The organism is Streptomyces phaeolivaceus (assembly GCF_009184865.1).
GTDB lineage: Bacteria > Actinomycetota > Actinomycetes > Streptomycetales > Streptomycetaceae > Streptomyces > Streptomyces phaeolivaceus.
The window spans coordinates 2,826,128-2,844,428 of the sequence record NZ_CP045096.1 but is presented as its reverse complement, the minus strand read 5'-3'; the positions used below and the strand labels follow the sequence as shown (position 1 = coordinate 2,844,428).

At 70.2% G+C, this 18,301-nt stretch carries 23 protein-coding genes and 3 tRNA genes; 12 read left to right on the top strand and 14 right to left on the bottom strand.

The window, feature by feature from the left end:
• Positions 1-33 precede the first annotated feature (33 nt).
• The gene (locus tag F9278_RS13315; protein ID WP_152168520.1) at positions 34-1,488 is read right to left on the bottom strand and encodes an FGGY family carbohydrate kinase; all 1,455 of its coding nucleotides are present in this window, start codon (positions 1,486-1,488) and stop codon (positions 34-36) included.
• Between the two features lie 69 nt (positions 1,489-1,557).
• Entirely contained in the window at positions 1,558-1,863 is a 306-nt protein-coding gene (locus F9278_RS13310) for a hypothetical protein (protein ID WP_086756971.1), read from the bottom strand.
• 175 nt (positions 1,864-2,038) lie between these two features.
• Here F9278_RS13310 and F9278_RS13305 point away from each other — a divergent pair.
• The 4 genes from F9278_RS13305 (at position 2,039) to F9278_RS13290 (ending at position 2,881) form a co-directional block, all read left to right on the top strand.
• Positions 2,039-2,111: transfer RNA gene (locus F9278_RS13305), tRNA-Asn, on the top strand.
• Between the two features lie 6 nt (positions 2,112-2,117).
• Positions 2,118-2,190 (top strand) — tRNA-Asn (locus F9278_RS13300).
• Positions 2,191-2,366: 176 nt separating this feature from the next.
• A tRNA-Ile gene (locus F9278_RS13295) sits at positions 2,367-2,440 on the top strand.
• Positions 2,441-2,638: 198 nt separating this feature from the next.
• On the top strand, positions 2,639-2,881 hold the full coding sequence (locus F9278_RS13290; protein WP_152168519.1) for a hypothetical protein: 243 nt from the start codon (positions 2,639-2,641) through the stop codon (positions 2,879-2,881).
• A 97-nt stretch (positions 2,882-2,978) separates the two neighbouring features.
• Here the strand turns inward: F9278_RS13290 and F9278_RS13285 are convergent, their stop codons facing one another.
• Both F9278_RS13285 and F9278_RS13280 read right to left on the bottom strand, forming a co-directional pair.
• Positions 2,979-3,260 carry a hypothetical protein gene (locus F9278_RS13285; protein ID WP_152168518.1) on the bottom strand — a complete coding sequence of 94 codons (282 nt, stop codon included), beginning with the start codon at positions 3,258-3,260 and terminating at the stop codon, positions 2,979-2,981.
• The gene (locus F9278_RS13280) at positions 3,257-3,481 is read right to left on the bottom strand and encodes a hypothetical protein (RefSeq protein WP_152168517.1); all 225 of its coding nucleotides are present in this window, start codon (positions 3,479-3,481) and stop codon (positions 3,257-3,259) included. Before F9278_RS13280 ends, F9278_RS13285 begins: the two co-directional genes overlap by 4 nt.
• Before the next feature lie 230 nt (positions 3,482-3,711).
• On the opposite strand from F9278_RS13280, the gene F9278_RS13275 reads away from it, so the two are divergent.
• From F9278_RS13275 to F9278_RS13265, 3 genes are read left to right on the top strand one after another with little or no spacing between them, the layout of a single operon-like run.
• On the top strand, positions 3,712-3,969 hold the full coding sequence (locus tag F9278_RS13275) for a hypothetical protein (RefSeq protein ID WP_152168516.1): 258 nt from the start codon (positions 3,712-3,714) through the stop codon (positions 3,967-3,969).
• Positions 3,944-4,477 carry a DUF6879 family protein gene (locus F9278_RS13270; protein WP_152168515.1) on the top strand — a complete coding sequence of 178 codons (534 nt, stop codon included), beginning with the start codon at positions 3,944-3,946 and terminating at the stop codon, positions 4,475-4,477. The genes F9278_RS13275 and F9278_RS13270 overlap by 26 nt, the downstream gene beginning before the upstream one ends.
• Positions 4,478-4,502: 25 nt before the next feature.
• Entirely contained in the window at positions 4,503-5,354 is an 852-nt protein-coding gene (locus F9278_RS13265) for a helix-turn-helix domain-containing protein (protein ID WP_152168514.1), read from the top strand.
• Positions 5,355-5,415: 61 nt separating this feature from the next.
• Here the strand turns inward: F9278_RS13265 and F9278_RS13260 are convergent, their stop codons facing one another.
• The 9 genes from F9278_RS13260 to F9278_RS13220 form a co-directional block, all read right to left on the bottom strand.
• Entirely contained in the window at positions 5,416-5,775 is a 360-nt protein-coding gene (locus tag F9278_RS13260) for a hypothetical protein (protein ID WP_152168513.1), read from the bottom strand.
• Positions 5,772-6,215 carry a hypothetical protein gene (locus F9278_RS13255; RefSeq protein WP_152168512.1) on the bottom strand — a complete coding sequence of 148 codons (444 nt, stop codon included), beginning with the start codon at positions 6,213-6,215 and terminating at the stop codon, positions 5,772-5,774. Before F9278_RS13255 ends, F9278_RS13260 begins: the two co-directional genes overlap by 4 nt.
• Positions 6,215-6,400, bottom strand: a complete 186-nt coding sequence (locus F9278_RS13250) for a hypothetical protein (RefSeq protein ID WP_152168511.1) — start codon at positions 6,398-6,400, stop codon at positions 6,215-6,217. Before F9278_RS13250 ends, F9278_RS13255 begins: the two co-directional genes overlap by 1 nt.
• A 3-nt stretch (positions 6,401-6,403) precedes the next feature.
• Positions 6,404-6,910 carry a peptidoglycan recognition protein family protein gene (locus F9278_RS13245; RefSeq protein WP_152168510.1) on the bottom strand — a complete coding sequence of 169 codons (507 nt, stop codon included), beginning with the start codon at positions 6,908-6,910 and terminating at the stop codon, positions 6,404-6,406.
• A 297-nt stretch (positions 6,911-7,207) separates the two neighbouring features.
• Positions 7,208-7,738 carry a hypothetical protein gene (locus F9278_RS13240; RefSeq protein WP_152168509.1) on the bottom strand — a complete coding sequence of 177 codons (531 nt, stop codon included), beginning with the start codon at positions 7,736-7,738 and terminating at the stop codon, positions 7,208-7,210.
• 10 nt (positions 7,739-7,748) lie between these two features.
• A complete protein-coding gene (locus F9278_RS13235; protein WP_152168508.1) occupies positions 7,749-7,970 on the bottom strand; it encodes a hypothetical protein in 222 nt (73 codons plus the stop codon).
• Entirely contained in the window at positions 7,928-9,634 is a 1,707-nt protein-coding gene (locus F9278_RS13230; RefSeq protein WP_152168507.1) for a hypothetical protein, read from the bottom strand. Before F9278_RS13230 ends, F9278_RS13235 begins: the two co-directional genes overlap by 43 nt.
• Positions 9,619-9,876: a hypothetical protein gene (locus F9278_RS13225; protein ID WP_152168506.1), complete on the bottom strand. Its 258-nt coding sequence runs from the start codon at positions 9,874-9,876 to the stop codon at positions 9,619-9,621. Before F9278_RS13225 ends, F9278_RS13230 begins: the two co-directional genes overlap by 16 nt.
• A 12-nt stretch (positions 9,877-9,888) precedes the next feature.
• A complete protein-coding gene (locus F9278_RS13220; protein WP_152168505.1) occupies positions 9,889-10,515 on the bottom strand; it encodes a phage tail protein in 627 nt (208 codons plus the stop codon).
• Between the two features lie 11 nt (positions 10,516-10,526).
• On the opposite strand from F9278_RS13220, the gene F9278_RS13215 reads away from it, so the two are divergent.
• Entirely contained in the window at positions 10,527-10,922 is a 396-nt protein-coding gene (locus F9278_RS13215) for a substrate-binding domain-containing protein (protein ID WP_152168504.1), read from the top strand.
• A 75-nt stretch (positions 10,923-10,997) separates the two neighbouring features.
• On the opposite strand, the gene F9278_RS13210 is transcribed toward F9278_RS13215, so the two are convergent.
• Positions 10,998-12,233 carry an FG-GAP repeat domain-containing protein gene (locus tag F9278_RS13210; RefSeq protein WP_193241460.1) on the bottom strand — a complete coding sequence of 412 codons (1,236 nt, stop codon included), beginning with the start codon at positions 12,231-12,233 and terminating at the stop codon, positions 10,998-11,000.
• A 449-nt stretch (positions 12,234-12,682) separates the two neighbouring features.
• Between F9278_RS13210 and F9278_RS13205 the strand changes: the two genes are divergently transcribed.
• The 4 genes from F9278_RS13205 to F9278_RS13190 all read left to right on the top strand — a co-directional run bounded on the left by F9278_RS13205 (position 12,683) and on the right by F9278_RS13190 (position 18,299).
• Positions 12,683-13,741, top strand: a complete 1,059-nt coding sequence (locus F9278_RS13205; RefSeq protein ID WP_152168502.1) for a LacI family DNA-binding transcriptional regulator — start codon at positions 12,683-12,685, stop codon at positions 13,739-13,741.
• Positions 13,742-14,304: 563 nt separating this feature from the next.
• Complete coding sequence (locus F9278_RS13200; RefSeq protein ID WP_152168501.1) at positions 14,305-15,783, top strand: glycoside hydrolase family 32 protein; 1,479 nt, start codon at positions 14,305-14,307, stop codon at positions 15,781-15,783.
• A gap of 95 nt (positions 15,784-15,878) precedes the next feature.
• Positions 15,879-17,231: an ABC transporter substrate-binding protein gene (locus tag F9278_RS13195; protein WP_152168500.1), complete on the top strand. Its 1,353-nt coding sequence runs from the start codon at positions 15,879-15,881 to the stop codon at positions 17,229-17,231.
• Between the two features lie 78 nt (positions 17,232-17,309).
• Complete coding sequence (locus tag F9278_RS13190) at positions 17,310-18,299, top strand: carbohydrate ABC transporter permease (protein WP_152168499.1); 990 nt, start codon at positions 17,310-17,312, stop codon at positions 18,297-18,299.
• The last annotated feature ends 2 nt before the right edge of the window (positions 18,300-18,301 follow it).

The following is an 18,301-nucleotide window of genomic DNA, read 5'->3' as shown; positions in this document are numbered from 1 at the left end:
TACCTCAACCGAATTAACCCGACGGTGAAGGCTTCAGGCCCGAAACGCCCCCGGATGCGTCTGCTCCCGAACGGAAACGTACTGCTGCCGCACCGCCTGCCCCACGGCCAACTCGTCCCCGGGATCCAGCACCTGCGCCGCCGCCCCCGGCCACATCGGAGGCGTACGCGGATCGAGCGCCCCCTGCGAGACCCCGAGCGCCCACGCCGCCTGCCGCGCCGCGCCGACCGCCGCGTAGTCCGCCGGCTGCGGCACCACCACCTGCACCCCGAACAGCGCCGGCGCCGCCGCCTGCACCGCGGGCAGCTCCGCCGCCGCGCCCAGCAGGAAGATCCGCCGTACGTCGACACCCCGTCCGCGCAGCACGTCCAGCGCGTCCGCGAGCCCGCACAGCATGCCCTCGAACGCGGCCCGCGCGAAGTGCTCCGGCTTCATCGACTCCCGTCGCAGCCCGGCCAGCGTCCCCGCCGTGTGCGGCAGATTCGGTGTCCGCTCGCCCTCCAGATACGGCAGCATCACCAGCCCGTGCGACCCCGGCGTCGACTTCATCGCCAGCTCGGACAGCCCCTCCAGATCGGCCACGCCCAGCAGTTCGGCGGCCCCGCGCAGGGTCCGTACGGCGTTCAGCGTGGTGACGACCGGCAGATGCATCCCCGTGGCGTCGGCCAGCGAGGTGATCATCCCGGAGGAGTCGACGAGCGCCTGCGTGTGGACGGCCATGACGGACCCGGAGGCGCCCAGCGACACCACCGCGTCCCCGAGCCCGATGCCCAGCCCGAACGCGGCGGCCATGGTCTCCCCTGTGCCGGCGGAGATGAGGAGCCCCTCCGGCGTCGTACCGGCGGCGTCCGAAGGACCGAGCACCTCGGGCAGCATCACCTGATGCCCGAGCGCCATCTCGACCAGATCCGTGCGGTACTGCCCGGTCGCCGCGTTCCAGTACCCGGTCCCGGACGCCCCGCCCCGGTCGGTGGTCCTCCTGACGGGCCGCCCCAGCAACTGCCAGACCAGCCAGTCGTGCGCCTGCAGCAGTACGGCCGTCCGCATCGCGGCGTCCGGTTCCGTACGGCTCATCCAGCGCAGCTTGGTGACCGGCTGCGCGGCCCCCGGCACACAGCCGACGGCCTCCGCCCACGCGCCGCGCCCACCGAGCGCGTCCACGAGATCGGCCGCGGCGACCTGGGTCCGCTTGTCGCCGCCGACCATCGCCGGGCGCACGGTGTTGCCCTGTGCGTCCAGCGCGATCAGCCCGTTCTGCTGGGACGACACCCCGATCGCCTGCACACCCTCCAGCAGCCCGCCGCCGGCCGCCTCCCCCAGGGACAGCAGCCAGGCCTGCGGATCGACGTCGGACGGACGTCCCCCGCTCTCCGCCGGCTCCAACGGGTGCGGGGCATACCCCTGCCTGAGCACGGCCCCTGTGTCCGAGTCACAGACGACAATGCGCGTAAAATCGGGCGAACTATCCAGCCCGGCGACTATCCCCATGGCAGAAATTCTGCCGCACGGGAAGGGGTGGGGGCGCCGCGCGTGGATCTGGTCGACGCGATGTGGTCCCTAGGTATTGCTGGTACCCCAGTCGTCTCCGGCGGAGCCGTTCGCGTTGCGTTCGCGCAGCGAGCGGACCCGCTCGGCCACCAGGTCGGGCATACGGTCCCCGACCCGCTCGCTCACCACGTGGTACGCCTTGCCCGCGTAGACGCGCCCCTGCTGGGCGGCCGACTCGGCGGTGTTGCGCACGGCGGGGTTCTGCGCGACCTGTCGCGCCGATTTCTTCAACTGCTCGTAGCGTTCGCGTCCGGCCCGTGTGCCGAGCACGTAACCCAGGGCCAGTCCGGCAAAGAACGTGAGCCGATAGCGCATGGTGGCCACCCTTCCCTTACGTCTGCGTCGGTGCCTTGCGTTGCCCCGCGGGGGCGACGGGCGCGGGGGATACCGATTGGCGGAGCACCCCCCTGCTTGCGCTAATGTATGTGTCGCAGCGAGCGCACGCCCCCTGGCGAATACCCAGGGAGGTACGTTCGATGCGACGAGGCAATCCTCCGTAGCTCAATTGGCAGAGCAGCCGGCTGTTAACCGGCAGGTTACTGGTTCGAGTCCAGTCGGGGGAGCTTCGGTCTTCCGTAGCTCAATTGGCAGAGCAGCCGGCTGTTAACCGGCAGGTTACTGGTTCGAGTCCAGTCGGGAGAGCAGACGAAGAAGGACCCCGTCGGGGTCCTTTTTCATGTCCGAGGGAACCGCGTGCGCCACCCCGAAGTCCTCAAGGTCAAGAAGCGCATGCGAAGGCCGACCATCCGAAGCAGGAGATCGTATGAGCGGCTATGCTGCGGCAGACGGCGCGCACACATGTACGCGACACGCCGTACGGGGCGGTAGCTCAGCCGGTTAGAGCAGCGGACTCATAATCCGTCGGCCGTGGGTTCGAGTCCCACCCGCCCCACCGAAGTCTCTTGGTGCAGGAACGTTTTCACCTGCGGAAGCGCGTTGGCCCCTCCGTAGGAGAGGGCCTTCTTCGTCTCCGAAGATCGTTAGCTCAGTCGAAGCTCAACCGAAGTGCAGACGATCAGGTGGCCGAACTCTCCCCGGGGCGCGGGCCGGGCTGGAACCCTGGCACGGTCGGATCACCTGGAGGTGCCCCATGCCGGAAGACCCCACGGGCGGCTACGTCCCCAACCCCCGTCAGACCAAGCTCATCCTGACCCAGGAGGCGGCCGACGTCGCGCGCTTCATGGAGGGCGCCGAGATGCTCGGTACCGGCCTCCAGATCAAGCGCATCGCGCTCCCAAGGAAGGACGAGCCGTTCGTCTTCCAGGAGTGGTGGGAGGTGCGGGTCTTTGATGACCCGCACCTCGGAAGCCGCGAGGACTTCGACGGCGCGTAGACATGGGGCGGCCCCGACCGGGAGACGCGTACCGGTCGGGGCCTGTCCCGCCCGCCCCAGATTTCACGGGGTGCGGGGACGGGCGGGAGTCGTTGGTTCAGGCGGTCTGGCGGCGCGCCATCCCCCAGGCGAGGTTCAACCGCCGGGCGGTGTCGCAGTCGCCGTTCGCGTGGCCGTTCTCGTCCAGGGCCCGGCACGTCGGGCAGTTCATCCCGTGGTCCAGGATCCGCTGGTACGCCGTCTCGGGGTCGTCGTCGACGCAGCCGTACACCTCGACCCGCACCGTGTGGCCGGGGCCCGAGCCGGTGTCGAGCCAGCGTTCTTCGATCCTGCTCGCGGTCGGGCTGGTGCCGGTGTTCTCGCGGCTGTCCACGGTCATCGCCTCGCCTTCCGGCGGGCCGGGTGGTGGGCGCGGATGAGGACGTTGCAGTCCGAGACCCGCGACCCGTCGTCGGCGGCCTTCGCCGCGGTCCGCTGCTCGGCCAGCCGCGCGCATCGCTCGCAGTCGGCGGGCGGCACCGGCTCCTCGTTCGGAAGCCCGAGAAGGGGCGGTGGATCCATCGTGGTCTGCCGGGCCGGGCGGGTGGTAGACATGGTCATCGTCGACGCTCCTCAGCAGCGTTGGCCGCGCCCCGGGGTGTTCACGCACCGCCGGGGTCTTGTCGTGTCTGCCGACGCTAGAAGCGGGGTGTGCGCCGCTGCCAGCGTTGTGCACCGATGTGCGAACAGCCGCTCTGTCTGGGGTGTGGCTGGATCGCGGTCTTGACCTCGGCGAGCCACACCGCGATGTTGATGCACATCAGCGCACGCACCGACGAGTGAGGGCAGCCATGGCCTTACAGTTCATCGGCATCGACCCGGAGACCGGACAGAGCGGGTCACCCACCGCATGGGTCGACACCGACAACGGAGACATCGTGCTCCAGAGCTACACCGCCGACGACGACACCCGGGAGCAGTGTGTGCAGAACACCGCGCCTGGGCACGACAAGGGCATCCCCAGCCACGAGACCGTGATCAGGATCCCCGTCCACCTGGTCCCGCTACTGAGGGAGGCCTGCGATGCCGCAGAACGAGCTGCGCTTTAACGACCTCCTGGAAGCCGCCCAGCACTCGGCGGTCCACCTGGAGATGCGCGACGACTACGGCGTCGGCGACGAGGCAGACGACTTCCAGCATTGGAAGGCGACTGGCCAGCGCGACGCCGACCCCAGCTCCGCCTATTGGGCGCCCTGGGTCGACCTGATCCAGCGCACCACCGCCCGCGGCGTCACCGTGCGCCGGGCCCGGGTCGTGTCCGAGCCGGTCACCGACTACATCCGCTACGAACACGCAGGCGCCGGCGTCAACGTGCTCGCCGGCGAACAAGTCCGGTGGCTGCCGCGCAGTCAGGCAGTCGACCTCCTGCTGCCCGGCTGCGACCTATGGATCTTCGACGGTGCACGGGTCCTGTTCAACCACTTCACCGGCGACGGCAACTGGGCGGACCCACCTCGCGAACTGCGCGCCGAACCCGGACTCGTCAAGCAGTGCGCTGACGCCTTCGAAGCGGTCTGGGAACGCGCCGTCCCGCACGACCAGTACGAGATCCACTGACAGGAAGCACCGGACAGGCCAGCTCATGCCCATCTCTCCGTCATCATCCGCCCAGGCCGCCCGCGAAAGCGTGGCCGGCCAGCTCCGCGCGATCCGTAAGGACGCCGGACTGACGGTTGTCGAGCTGGCCCGCCGGTGCGACTGGCACCATGCCAAGACGTCCCGCATCGAGAACGCCAAGACACCGCCCTCGCCCACCGACATCCGCCGCTGGTGCCAGGCATGCCGGACTCCCGAGCGAGCCGCAGATCTGATTGCCGCATCGCTCAACGCGGAGTCCATGTACACGGAGTGGCGGAGGCGCGCCCGCATGGGCCTGCGCCAGCTCCAAGACAGCTACGTGCAGCTGTTCCGCTCGACGAGCCTGTTCCGGATCTACTCGCCAACGCTCGTCCCTGGCCTTCTCCAGACCGAGGGCTACAGTCGCGCCCTACTCGGCAGCAACGCACGTCTCCTCGGGATCCCGGACGATGCGGAGGAGGCCGCCACGGCCCGCGTCGAGCGGTCCAAGGTGATCCACGAACCCGGCCACAGGTTCGTCCTGGTCGTCGAAGAGGGTGTCCTTCGCTACCAGTTGGGCGGCCAGGACACCATGGCGGCTCAGCTCGGCTACCTGCTCACCGCCGGGGCCCTCCCGTCCGTGTCGCTCGGCATCATCCCCAGCTCGTCTCCGCAGCGGGTCTTGTGGCCTCAGGAGCTGTTCCACGTCTACGACGACAGCCTTGTGTCCGTCGAGCTGCTTTCCGCCCAGGTCAACATCACGCAGCCCTCCGAGGTCGCGCTCTACCTCGAAGCGTTCGAGCAGCTGCGGAGCATGGCCGTGTACGGGGCCGACGCACGCGCCCTGATCCTCAAGGCCATCGAAGCGCTGCACTGATCCTGGGCATGACGAAACGCCCCCTGCACGGTCGCTGTGGACCGTGCAGGGGGCGCTGTCGTCACACGCCAGTTCGGTTGTACTCGTCGACGCGGGCCGGTGGCGGGACGGGCTCCACCCTGTGCTCCCGCATCTGGTTCGTCAGTTCGCCGACGTACCAGGCGAACGCCCGCACCAGAGACCGGAGCCCCTTCACCTCCTCGCGTGTGGAGTTGAGTTCCTCCCGCAGCTCCTTCTTTATCGCCTCGAACGCGGCCCGGTCCTCCGCCCGCTGGTTCGGCTCCGCCTGCGCCTGCGCCGCCGCCCGCGTCGCCTCCGCCGTAGCCGCCGCCGCGGCCCGCGTGGCCCGCGCGGCGAACCAGCCGGCCACGACCATGCCGAGGGTGCCGAGCGCGGCCACGATCCCCGCCCACAGAGTCACGGCGCCTTGCCTTTCCGGGCGGGCCGCGATGCTGGGGGGACCGAGTACTCGGGCACCGCGGCCGCCCACATGATGACCCCGACGTGCGAGGTGAGGTACCAGACGGCGACGTAGGCGCCTCTGCTGTAGGTGCCGTCGATGACGGCGGACGCGTAGGCCGTGGCCCACACGGCGGGGGGAATGAGGGCGGCCAGGAACCCGGCCCAGTCGCGGCCGACCCGGAGGAACGCCGAGGCGCCGGTGATGAGCCCGCAGACGATCCACAGCCAGGCCCAGTGGCGGAGCCCGCACAGCTGGGTGAGGAGGCCGAGGCCCTGGGCGGGCGGCGGGTCGACGAGGAAGCTGATTCCCCAGCACGTTTTGCCGACGCCGAGGATCAGCAGAAAGATGCCGCGGCGGCCCAGCAGTGCGTGCAGCCGCCGGGCCGCCCGGCAGGCCATCAGGCGTCCGGGGCGCTGGGCTTGTTGGGCACGGCGTAGGTGATGCCCCACGCGCCGAGGACGGCGAGCACGATGGTGACGCCCTCGCCGGTCGTGACCACGTTGTCCTGCACGGCCGTGACCGCGGCGGCGGATCCGGCCGCGAGACCGGCGATCAGGGACTTGGCGATGCTGGCGATTCTCATGGGTCAGCCCTTCTTTTCCAGCGCGGTGACGCGCTTCTCCAGAGAGGTCAGCCGCTCCTCGGTCGTGGGTGGCTTCGGGGCCGGCGTGGTCGTGCCGGGCGACCAGGACGCCGGGTGTTTGAGCCGCTCCTCGACGTCGGCCCGGAGCTGCTTCGGGGTGAACGCGAACCGGCCGCGCGTGCCGTAGCCCTCGACGGGGCCGCGGGGATCGGGCTTGCCCTCGATCGACGTCTCCTTGTGGCAGCCGCACGACTCTGCGGACCAGCCGTAGGCCCGGCAGAACGCGGCGTTGATCAGGACCCAGGCGTCGTACTGGACGCGCGGGTAGACGTCCTTGTCGTCGCCGAGATTCTCAGTCTCGATGCCGTACGCGACGTCGTTGCCGTCGACCGTGCCGGACGCCTTCGACGGCGCCGGGTGGGCGGAGGCCTCGTTGAGGAACGACTCGTAGGCGTTGCGGGCCATGAGCCCGGCGTGGTTCGTACGGCCCGCCGAGCACAGGGTGGCCACGCCCGTCTTCGCCAGGTGAGCGGGCCGGGCAGTCCGGCGACGCCGTTCTTGGCCACCGTGTCGCGGGCGTTGAGCCCGGCGGTGTGGTGGTTGAGGACCATGTGGACGGGCCCGAACGGCTTGCCGGTCTCGTCGTCGCGCTCGCGGTCGCGCCAGCCCGGGTACTCGGAGATCTTCACGCCCTCGGCCTTGAGGATCGCGATGAGCCGGTCGTGGGACAGGGGTGGTGCCATGAGCCCTCCAAGGCAGCAGAAGCGCCCAGGCCTGGTGGCTCGGGGCGGGACGGGCGGGCAGGGGTCAGCCGATGCGGCGGTAGATCATGCGGGTCTGGTTGCCGCCGCGCAGGATGGTCTGGTCGGCGTGGGAGACGGCCTGGGCGAACTGCATCGTCACCGTGCTGATGGTGCCGTCGGTGGTGAATGTCCCCACGTCGTAGGCCGAGTGGAAGTTCGCCGGCGGGGAGGTCGCGTCGGAGCCGCCGGCGAGACGGCCGGTGGTGTTCGCCGGCCGCCGGAAGTTCACGGACTGCGGGGTGTTGGCGGTGCCGCTCGCGCCGGGGCTGGAGATGGACTGGGTGAAGGAGCAGAACGTGGCTCCGGCGGCGAGCCAGCTCCATCGGAAGCCGCAGTTGATGGTGGCCGAGTAGGCGATCCACAGCCAGTACAGGTAGGTCGCGTTCGGCTCGGGAGTGAACGTGATCTCCGAGTTGATGACCGTGGTCGAGGAGGTGCGGGTCTGGTCGTTCTCCTGCTGGACCTGCCGTTCGTTCCTGGCGTTCATTTCGTCCGCGAGGAGGATCTGGCCCGCGAACCACTGGGGGATGGACACTGCGGGCCTCCTACAGGGGGACGGGTGCGGGCTGGGCGAGCGAGATCGGGGCGCCCGCGGCGTGCCCCTTGCTGATCGTGTTGATGCTCCGGGTCACGGTCATGACCTGGGGGAAGACCTCCAGGTCGTCGAACGTGTAGGTCACCGGGAGGGCGTTGGTGTTCGCCGTCGGGACGAGGGTGCGCAGCCCTACCGCGCCGGCGGCGGTGATGCCGGTGTCCGTCGCGGACACCTCCCAGTCGACCGGCTCGACCCCGCCCGCGGCCAGGCCTTGGCGCGGACGGTGCTGCCCTCGATCTGGAGGCGGACGCGGTACGTCGCCCCCGCGGTGAAGGGCAGGGTGTGGGCGGCGGTGGCGAGCAGCGTCTCGGCGGGCAGCCGTTTGCGGAGGCTCAGCTGCACCGTGCTGGACGTGCTGACCATCAGGCGGGCGAAGTAGTAGACGTCGGTGGCGACGTTGGCGCGGGCCAGGACGAACGCGTACAGGGCGTCGCCGGTGGGGACGACGGGGATGGTGACGCTCGCCCGTACGTCCACGTCGGTCAGCTGGGTGGCGTTGAGCGAGGTGAACCGGAAGACGTTCCGGGTGTTCGCGATGTGCCGGCCGCTGCTGCCGTTGGTGTCGAAGTCGGCAGCCGCGCCGCCGGACGTCGACCAGGCCCCGCCGACCTCGCTGGTGCCCCAGCCGTTGGAGGTGCTGCGCGTGAACCGGTCCAGGGCGCTCGGCGTGCAGGCCGTACAGCGGACGATCTCCCCTCCCAGCTTCAGGTCGAACGGGAACTGCAGGGACATGACCCCGGTCAGGCCGCTGCTCTGGATCCACGTGGCCCGGTCGAAGATCCCGTTGGGCGGGGTGTGGACGCGGAACGTGGTGTCGTTGTCGTCGACGGCCGTGACCAGGTGGCTGGCGTTGCTGTCCGCGCGGTTGGGCTGGTTCGGGCCTGCGGTCGCCTCGCTGGCCGGGATGTGGGCCACCAGCCACGGCGTGCCGGGGGAGGCGTTGAGCTGCATGTCCCAGTCGTTGGGGTGGCCGATCGGTTCGGTGCCGCCTTCGGCGATCAGCTCGATCGGGCCGGGCGGCAGCCACTCGGGCGGGTTGGCGACGGTGATCCGGTCGCCCGGGTTCAGGCTCGTCAGGTCGTCGGCCAGGGACGGGTTCGCGGCGAGGTCGACCCGCACCAGCGGGTAGCGGTCCTCGTCGACCGTGGACAGGAAGACGCGCCAGGCGGCCTGGTCGGGCAGCTGGGTGTCGTCGGCGACGTTCAGCTCGATGCCCTCGTCGTAGACGCCGACGCCGTCGACGTCCTCGGCCGGGTCGCCTGTGTTCTGCGGGCCGGTGGTCTTGGCGTAGGTGTACTCGCCGCCGTCGGTGCGCCGGGCGGTGATCTCGTTGCGCAAGCGCTGGTCGTCGTCGGTGGGGTGGAACGGGTCGGAGATGTGGCCGGCGCCGTAGTCCAGGGCGAACACCCGGCTGTCGGCCTGGATGTGGGCGGTGTGGCTCATCATGACGCGGCCGTCGCGGTAGCCGGTGCCGGCCAGAGCGATGGTGTGCCCGGAGTCGGTCACGCGCATGGTGCCGTACTGGCGGCGCCCGGCGACGGAGCCGATGTCGTACTCGGGGCCGGTGGACCAGGCGCCCGCGTCGAGCCCCGCGAACATGAACATCGGGAACCGGCCGTAGCCGTTGTTCGGGCCGGAGCAGATGGACAGGGCGTGCATGTCGGCGGTCATGAAGATCATGCGGTCCAGCCAGCCCGTATCGCCGAGCATCCGCACCATCTCGGCGCGCTCGTAGACGACGTCCGACCAGGTGTCGGTGCCGCCGACCCAGCGGGACGGCGACTGCCATACCAGCGCCTCGGCGCCGCCCGTGTTGGCGGTCAGGAGGGCTTCCATCCACACAGGTCGGAGCGCGGGTTGCGCCGGGAGTACCGGCCCAGGATGCCGGGGGCCGCCTTGCTGTGGCCGTTGTTCAGGGTGAGCGGGCAGCGGGTGGGGTCGGCGGTCGACGCCCAGTCCTGCCGCCCCCACGTCATCGCGATCTTCTCGCGGTTGTAGACGTCGGCGGTGATGTCCACCCACGAACCGCCCACGAAGAGGCTGATGGCGACGATGAGCGGGGTCTGCGGGAACACCACGACGGAGCCTCCTTACGGGGTGCCGAACGCCCTCTCCACGCTGCCGCCGCCGACGTCGGCGACGATCTCGCGGATCAGGCTGGTCAGACCTTGCGGTCCTTCGAGGAGCACGCGCACGGTGAGGGTCCCTCCGGCGGCGCCGGAGGCGGCAAGCGGCGCCGTCCCGGCCAGCCCGGACGCGCCGGGCATGGCGAGGGCAGGGTCGACGAGGCCGCGCATCGTGTCGTCGAGGACGCCGCGGTTGTCCTCCGCGCCCTCGGCGATACCCGGCGGCAGCCAGTGCCCGACCTCGTCGCCCAGCACCTTCGACGGCGAGCCGATGTCCAGGAACGAGGTGGCGGCGCCGACCACGTTGTCGGTGACGAAGTCCCCGACCTTGTCCCACAGCCAGCCCCCCAGCGAGGCGATACCGCGCCACAGGCCGGTGACCACGTCGCGGCCCTTGCCGTAGAGCAGGCTCCCCGTGTTGCCGACGGCGGCGGTGCTGCGGCCCGGGAGCCGTCCCAGCCAGCCGATGAATTCGGTCGCTTTGGTCGCTGCCGCGTCCTTGAAGCGCTGCCCTGCGCTGTTGGCCGTCCCCGCCAGGCGGCTGCCCAGGGAGGACAGCGCGGTGACCGCCCGGCCGGGCAGGGCCTCCACGCTGCCGGTCCATGAGTCCCACTGTCGGCTGCCGCGACAAACGCGGTGCCACCCAGGCGGTCGGCAACCTGCTGAGCCTGCGGGAACCCCCCACCGCGATCTTCGCCGAGCAGGACGAGCTCGCCGCCTCCCTGATCCTGAGCCTGCGCACCGTCCAGATCGAGGTGCCCGATCGAATCTCCGTCCTCGGCTTCGACGACCAGCTGATGGCCGAATGGCTCGACCTGTCCACCGTCGCCCAGTCCCCCTCCGACATGGGCCGCGCCGCCGCCGAGCTGGCCCTGGAACTCATCAACGACGCCGACGCGGACCGGGCCCGGCACATCGTCCTGCCGACGCACCTGATACCCCGAGGCACCACGGCCCCGCCGCAGAGGCCGCACTCCGAGCGCGAGGACAACGACTGAACGACCGGCAGGAGGGGCGCACTCGGCGGCGAGGCCGCCCCACTCCGTTGCAATCGTGCCGGTGCGGGCGTCGTCTCAGTCGAAGAACTTCGCGTCCGTGAAAGCCGTGACCGTGTCGGTGCCGCCTTCGAGCACCCACCACCGAGACGGCCCCGTGCTGCCTCCCCGTTCGCCGACGGGGGACCATCCGAACACGACCTCGGCGCGCCCGTCCCGGTCGAAGTCCCGCACTGTCGTGAAGCGGGCCGACCGTTCGGCGGCGGGGACCTCCTCGCCTGCGCCGTCGCGGCGCACGGTGGCGGCCTTGTCCGTACTCAGTCCGTCGGCGCTCCCACGCAGGATTCTGACACCGCCCTCGACGGAGATCAGCAGCTCGTCGCGGCCGTCGTCGTCGATGTCTTCCGTCAAGTAGTCTCCGCTCGCGCCGGGCTTGAGGCGCTTGTCGGGGCGATTCCCGCCGTAGTGGACGGTGACGGTGTCGTGGACCGCGGGGTCCTGCGCGTCGGCTCCCGGCTCCCCGTTGCGGGTGCCGTTGTCGCCGACAGCGACGTCGCCCTTGCCGTCGCCGTCGAAGTCACCGAACGCCACGGAGCTGCCGGTCCGCAAGTACGATGCCCGGACCGCGAATCCGCCCGGACCCTCGCCGCCGTGCAGGAGCACCGCGGGTTCCTGCTCGTCGTCCCCGTGGGCCGTGACGACAAGGTCGGTGGCCCGGTCGCCGTCCGCGTCACCGGCGGTGAGCGAGAAGTCGGCGTCCTCGTAGCCGAGCCCGGCCTCGGCCACCGGGCTCGGACGGGCCGCCCCTGTACGGCGGGGCTTGCCCTCACGGGTGAACGGCCCGTACAGCACACGGAGTTGATACTGCTCGTCGTATTTCTCTCCCACGGCCTCGGTCACGGCGAGATCCTGCCGACCGTCGCCGTCGAAGTCCCCCGGCACACCGCCCAGTTCCGCTGCGGGCACACTGTCACGCGGACCGGTGGGACCGCCCCAGACCACATGCCCGCCGGCCAGGATGTCCGCGAAGCCGTCACCGTCGAGATCGGCGGTCGGGAGCGTTCCCGGGGCCAGGTAGGGGGGAAGGCGGGTGTCCTCCGGCTCGATGACAGTGCGGGTGGTCGGGTCAAGTCCCCGTGGGGAACCGTAGACCACACCGAGGTAGGCGGACCGCCCGTCGTCGCCGTCCGCACTCGGCGCGCCAAGGGCGGGCGCGGCGTAGACCAGGTCCGCGTACCCGTCCCCGTTCACGTCATCGGCGGTCCCGCTGCCGCTGCCGCGCGGCACCGGGCCGGCCACGGACGGAGTGGCCACCGGCTCCAGGCCCACAGGAGGCCCGGACACCGGCTCTGCCGGGGAACCGGAGCCGCCGTGCCCGACCAGAGGGCGCAAAGCCACGGCAGCCAGAACCAAGAGCACGCATCCGGCGAACGCGAGGCCGACCTTGACCGCGATCCGCTTCCCATTCAAGTTCCCCACCTCTTGTTCGCCTTGCTCGCCCACCCCGGACCGTGGCGGCACAGCCTACGTCGCGGACGCATCTCCCGATCATCACCGGCCTGCCATCCCTGGCACCCGCCGAGCATGAACTCCGCCGCCACCGTCGAGCCGCTCGGCAGGCACGGCTGCCGACCGGGGGACACGTCGCGGACAAGAGTTCGTAACGGGCCATTGACAGGAGCTGTGACCGGGGGCACTCTCATGTGCACACCGATGGCTAAACGTTTAGCCAACCCGGTTTCCACTACTTTGGGCAGGGGTTCATGGCGCGCCGGATCGGGATCAAGGACGTGGCCGCGGCGGCAGGTGTGTCGACCGCGACCGTGTCGCACATCCTGAACGACGTGGAGGGCAAGCGGGCCAGCGCGGAGACCCGGCAGCGGGTTCTGCAGGTCGCCGCAGAGCTCGGGTACGCGCCGAACGGGCTGGCCCGGGGCCTGCGGACGCAGCGTTCGCAGACCATCGGTTTCATCAGCGACGAGATCGCCACTTCTCCCAACGCGGGCGGGATCATTCTCGGTGCGCAGGAGGCCGCAGCAGCCCAGGGCATGGTGCTGCTGCTGGTCAACACCGGAGGGGACGCCGATCTGGAGCGCCGGAGTATCGAGATGCTGCTCCAGCGGCAGGTCGACGGTGTGCTGTACGCGGCGATGTACCACCGGGTCGTGAGACTGCCGGAGAGCCTGCGCTCGACGCCCACGGTGCTGCTGGACGCCCGGCCCGAGGATCTCGCGGTTCCGTTCGTGGTGCCCGATGAGGTTCAGGGCGGCTACACGGCGGTGCGTGAGCTGACCGGCCACGGTCACCGCAGGATCGGGATGGTCGTGGGAACGGCTGACATCCCGGCTCTGCACGGCCGTATCGAGGGCTACCGCAAGGCCCTGGACGAGGCCGGTGTCGCCTATGACCCGTCGCTGGTCGCCGCTGAGACAGCGGCGCCCGTGGGCACCGCCGCGGGTGATGTGGCTGCGGGCTACCGGGCCGCGCGGAGGTTGCTGACAGCCGAGAGGCGTCCGACGGCGTTGTTCTGCTTCAACGACCGGATGGCCGCCGGTGTGTACCGGGCTGCCGCCGAGTTGGGACTGTTCGTCCCCGGCGATCTGTCGGTCGTGGGGTTCGACAACCAGGAGCTGGTCTGCGAGGCCCTTTACCCGGCGCTGAGCACCGTCCAGCTTCCGCACTACGAGATGGGGGCGCGGGCTGTTGCCCAGTTGCTCGCTCTCACCAGGACTCCGGGTCGGCCACCGGGCCCGGATGCTCAGGAGTTGCTGTCTTGCCCGCTGGTGGCGCGGGCATCGGTCGCTTCGCCGCCCCGACTCTGACCTCGGGACGGCGAAGCATTGCACTACGACAGGCGACCGTTGAGACCGGTCGTCGGTCCTGTCAGTACACGGAACACAGTGAGGGTACACGTATGTCCCCCAGCGTTTTCAATGCGCCGACCGGCAGCCGAGACCGGCTGATATCCGGCGCCATCTCCCGTTCCACCGCGCCCACGGGGCCCTTGTCCGTCCCGGCGGGTGGGGGCGGGGCCACTCCATAGCCCGTCCTGGACAGCTCGCCCCGGCGCAACGGTGAAGATCGCCAGCGCCCTGGGCACGCGGGCACGGCCGGACTCCTTCCTGCTGCAACAGCCGGTCAGACAGTCGGTATCGGCAGCACTTCCGGCACCGGCTCTGCCACTGCGGCTGCGTACGCCAGCACTCGCCCCGATCTGCTGGACGAGGGTGTGTGGTCGGCGGTCCCCTGTCGGGCGACGTCCGCTCACGCCATGGCTGCGACAGATGGGTTCGCCTGCTGCGTGATCCCGTTGCCTTGCTGACCGGCCCGGCTGCCTCCGCCGGCTGTCCCCGCGCGCCCTCCTGCACTACCGAAAGGCACGTGTGTGTCCACCGCACTCCTCGATCCCTACCGGCCCGTCGCGCATCTGCGTCCGCCGAGGAACTGGATCAACGACCCCAACGGGCTGGTCTTCCATGACGGCCACTACCACGTCTTCCACCAGTACAACCCCTACGGTGCGACGCACGCGAACATGCACTGGGCCCACTTCCGCAGCCCCGACCTGCTGACCTGGGAGCCACTGCCGATCGCCCTGACCCCGACCGCCGGAGGCGAGGACGCCGACGGCTGCTTCTCCGGCAACGCCGTCTCGGACGGCGAGCGGCTGGTCGCCTTCTACTCCGCGAACCGCTGGGACCGCTCGCCCCAGCACCAGCCGGTCACCACCGCCACCTCCCTCGATGGCGGCCGGACCTTCACCCCGCGCGAGAACCTCCTCATCCCCGAGTGGCCCGAGGGCTGCACCATGTACCGCGACCCGTACGTGTGGAGGGACGGCGAGGGCTGGCGGATGCTGGTCGGCGCCGCCCTCTCCGACGGCCGCGGCGCGGTCCTGCAGTACGTGTCACCCGACCTGGAGACCTGGACCTACCTGGGGCCACTCGACGCCCGCGCGCCGGAACCGGTCACCGGCACCGACCTGCGCACCGGCGAGGGCTGGGAGTGCCCCCAGTACCTCCCCGCACAGTCAGGTCGGCCCGGTGCCCTCATCTTCAGCGCGTGGTACGAGGACGACGCCACTCCACGATGCCTGGTGGCCCTGGTCGGTGAGGAACACGGCGATGTCTTCGAGGGCGGCCCTCCTGTGCTGGTCGACCACGGCCCCGACTGCTACGCACCCGCGCTGCTGCGCGCACCGGGCGGCCGGTGGCTGCTGTGGGGCTGGTCCTGGGAGGCACGTGAGGAAGCCTGGTCCGTCGCCGACGGGTGGGCCGGCGTGCTCACGGTGCCCCGCGAGATCTCGGTCGGCGCCGACGGCACGCTCCGGCAGCAGCCGGCGGCCGAACTGCTCGCCCTGCGCGGCGAGCACACCGTCCATGCCTCGGGCGAGCTGTACGGCCCGCAGCCGGTGGACCTCGGCTGCGTCGGCCGTGCCTTCGACCTGACGGCCCGCCTGGAGCCGGCCGAAGGCGCCTGTCTGCGGCTGCTCACCACCCCCGACGGCTCCGAGTACCTCGACATCCGCTACGACGCCGCCACCGGCGAACTCATCGTCGACCGCGATCACGCCTCGCTGGACGACCGGGCCCAGGGCGGTTCCTACCGGATGCCCTGCCCCGCCGATGGGCCCATCGAGCTGCGCGTGATCGTCGACCACTCCCTCGCCGAAGTCTTCCTGACCTCCACCGGGCAGGTCCTCACTCTGCGCTTCTACCCGACGGGCGACAGCCCGTGGCGCCTGCAGGCCCACAGCGCACCGGACGTCGGCCTCGGTTACTCCGTCGACGCCTGGGCCCTGCGCCCCCTGGTCGTCAAGGAGCCGAGCGCGAAGGCCGCAGAGCCGGAAGGCCGGCTCCTATGACGGCCCCTCACACCCCCATCCCCAAGTCCCCACACCCCCACGGCACATCCGCATCACCCACCCTCATCCCGGCACCACACACGGAGGCACCCACGATGAACGCCGGAAGCAGAAGACCCCGCCGGACGGCCTGTACGGCGCTGGCCCTCGTCCTTCCGCTGGCCGCGCTGGCCGCCTGCGGCGGCGGCAGCGGTGACAGCAGCGGTGACACCTCCGCCGAGGAGGGCAGCGGCAAGGGCACCATCACCGTCTGGGCCCACCAGGGCCAGAAGAGTGAGGCCGACGCGGTGCAGAACGCGGTGAAGTCCTTCAACTCCTCGCAGGACAAGGTCAAGGTCAAGCTGACCCTGATCCCCGACACCGACTACACCAAGACCATCACCGCCACCGACGCCTCCAAGCTGCCGGACGTGATGGAGTTCGACGGCCCGACCATGGCGAACTTCGTCTACAACAAGAAGCTCTCCCCGATCGACGACTACGTCTCCGTCAAGACCATGGGCAACGCCACCGACGCCATCAAGGCGCAAGGCGAGATCGGCGGCAAGCACTACGGGCTGGGCATGTTCGACTCCGGCCTCGGCATCTACGGCAACAAGAAGCTCCTCGACGAGGCCGGGATCAAGTACCCGACCGGTGTGGAGGACGCCTGGACCGCGGCCGAGTTCACCGCGGCCGTCAAGAAGCTGGCCGCCGACGACTCCGACGGCAAGAGCCTGGACCTGGGCGAGGCGGGGGGCTTCGCCAACGAGTGGGGCACCTACGGCTTCGCCCCCATCGTCTGGTCGGCCGGCGGATCGCTGCTGAGCAACGGCAAGGCCGAAGGCGTCCTGGACACCCCGGAAGTGGCCACGGCGCTGAAGACCTTCCAGGGCTGGAAGACCTACACCGACCCCAACACCGACGGTAACGCCTTCACCAAGGACCGCGTCGCGCTCAGCTGGGTCGGCCACTGGATGTACCCGGCGTTCAGCAAGGCCCTCGGTGACGATCTGGTCGTGCTGCCGCTGCCCGACTTCGGCAACGGCACCAAGACCGGCCAGGGCTCCTGGCAGTGGGGCATCGGCGCCAACACCAAGAACGGCAAGGCCGCCGGCGCCTTCCTCGACACCCTCCTCAACGACGCCAACGTCACCGCGATGACCACGGCCAACGGTGCCCCTCCCGGAACCCTGTCCGTGCTGGAGAAGAGTGAGCTGTACAAGCAGGGCGGCCCGCTGCAGCTGTTCGCCGACCAGCTCGCCAAGCCCTGCGGCGACTCGCAGATCGACAAGTCCTGCGTCGCCGTGACCCGTCCGGTCACGGCCGGATACCCCACGGTCACCGCCAAGTTCAGCCAGGCCCTGAGCGACATCTACGGCGGCGCCGACCCGAAGACCGCCCTGGCCAAGGCCGCCCGCGCCATCGACCAGGACTTCTCCGACAACGCCGGCTACCAGATCCCGTAACCGGCATGAGCAGCCGGGACGCGGCGGACACACCCTGACCATGTCCGTCGCGTCCCGGCCCGGAAGAGGACCCCTACCGTGACCACCGTGAACCCCGCACCCGCCACGCCCGCCGGCAGGAAGCCGACCCCGCCACCGACCTCCGCCAAGCACTCACGGCCCCGGCGCGGGAACCGCGAATGGCTGCACGGACTGCTGATGTCCGCACCCGCCCTCGGCGGCCTCATCGCCTTCGTCGGCGTGCCGTTCGTCTACGCGGTCGTGCTCTCCTTCTACAACGTGCGCCTCGGCTCCCCGCTGGAGCCCACCTTCTTCGGCATCGAGCAGTACCGGCGGCTGTTCACCGACCCCGACATGTCCGGCCCGTTCCTGCGGGCGCTGGTCAACAACCTGACCTTCGCCGTGGTCGTCGTCCCCGTGCAGACCGGCCTCGCCCTCGGACTCGCGATCCTGCTCAACCGCAAGCTCAAAGCCATCGGCCTGTTCCGGTCGCTGTTCTTCCTGCCGGTAGTCTTCCCCATGGCCCTGGTCGCCGTCATCTGGCGCCTCATCCTCGCCCGCAGCGGCGACGGCCTCCTCAACTCCACACTCGACACAGTGAGCTTCGGCCACTGGGGCGCCTTCGACTGGCTCGGCGACGGGCTCACCGCCATGGCCTCGATCATCGTGCTGTCCATCTGGCAGGGTGTCGGCTTCCAGATGGTCATCCTCCTCGCCGGCCTCCAGCAGATCCCCGGCGAACTCTACGAAGCCGCCGAACTCGACCGCGCCTCACGCTGGCAGCAGTTCCGGCATGTCACCCTGCCAGGCATCCGCGGCACCCTCGTCTTCGTCGCCATGCTCACCTCGGTGCTGTCGTTCCGGGTGTTCGACCAGGTGTACGTGCTGGTGAAGGGCGGCGGACTCGACGAGGACGCCACGCGCACGGTGATGTACCAGGCCGTCACCACCGCCTTCGACCAGAACAACATCGGCCAGGCGTCCGCGATCACCGTCGTCTTCTTCCTGATCGTCGTCGCCCTGACCCTGATCCAGCGCCGCGCCGTCGGTACCGGCAACGAGGACTGATC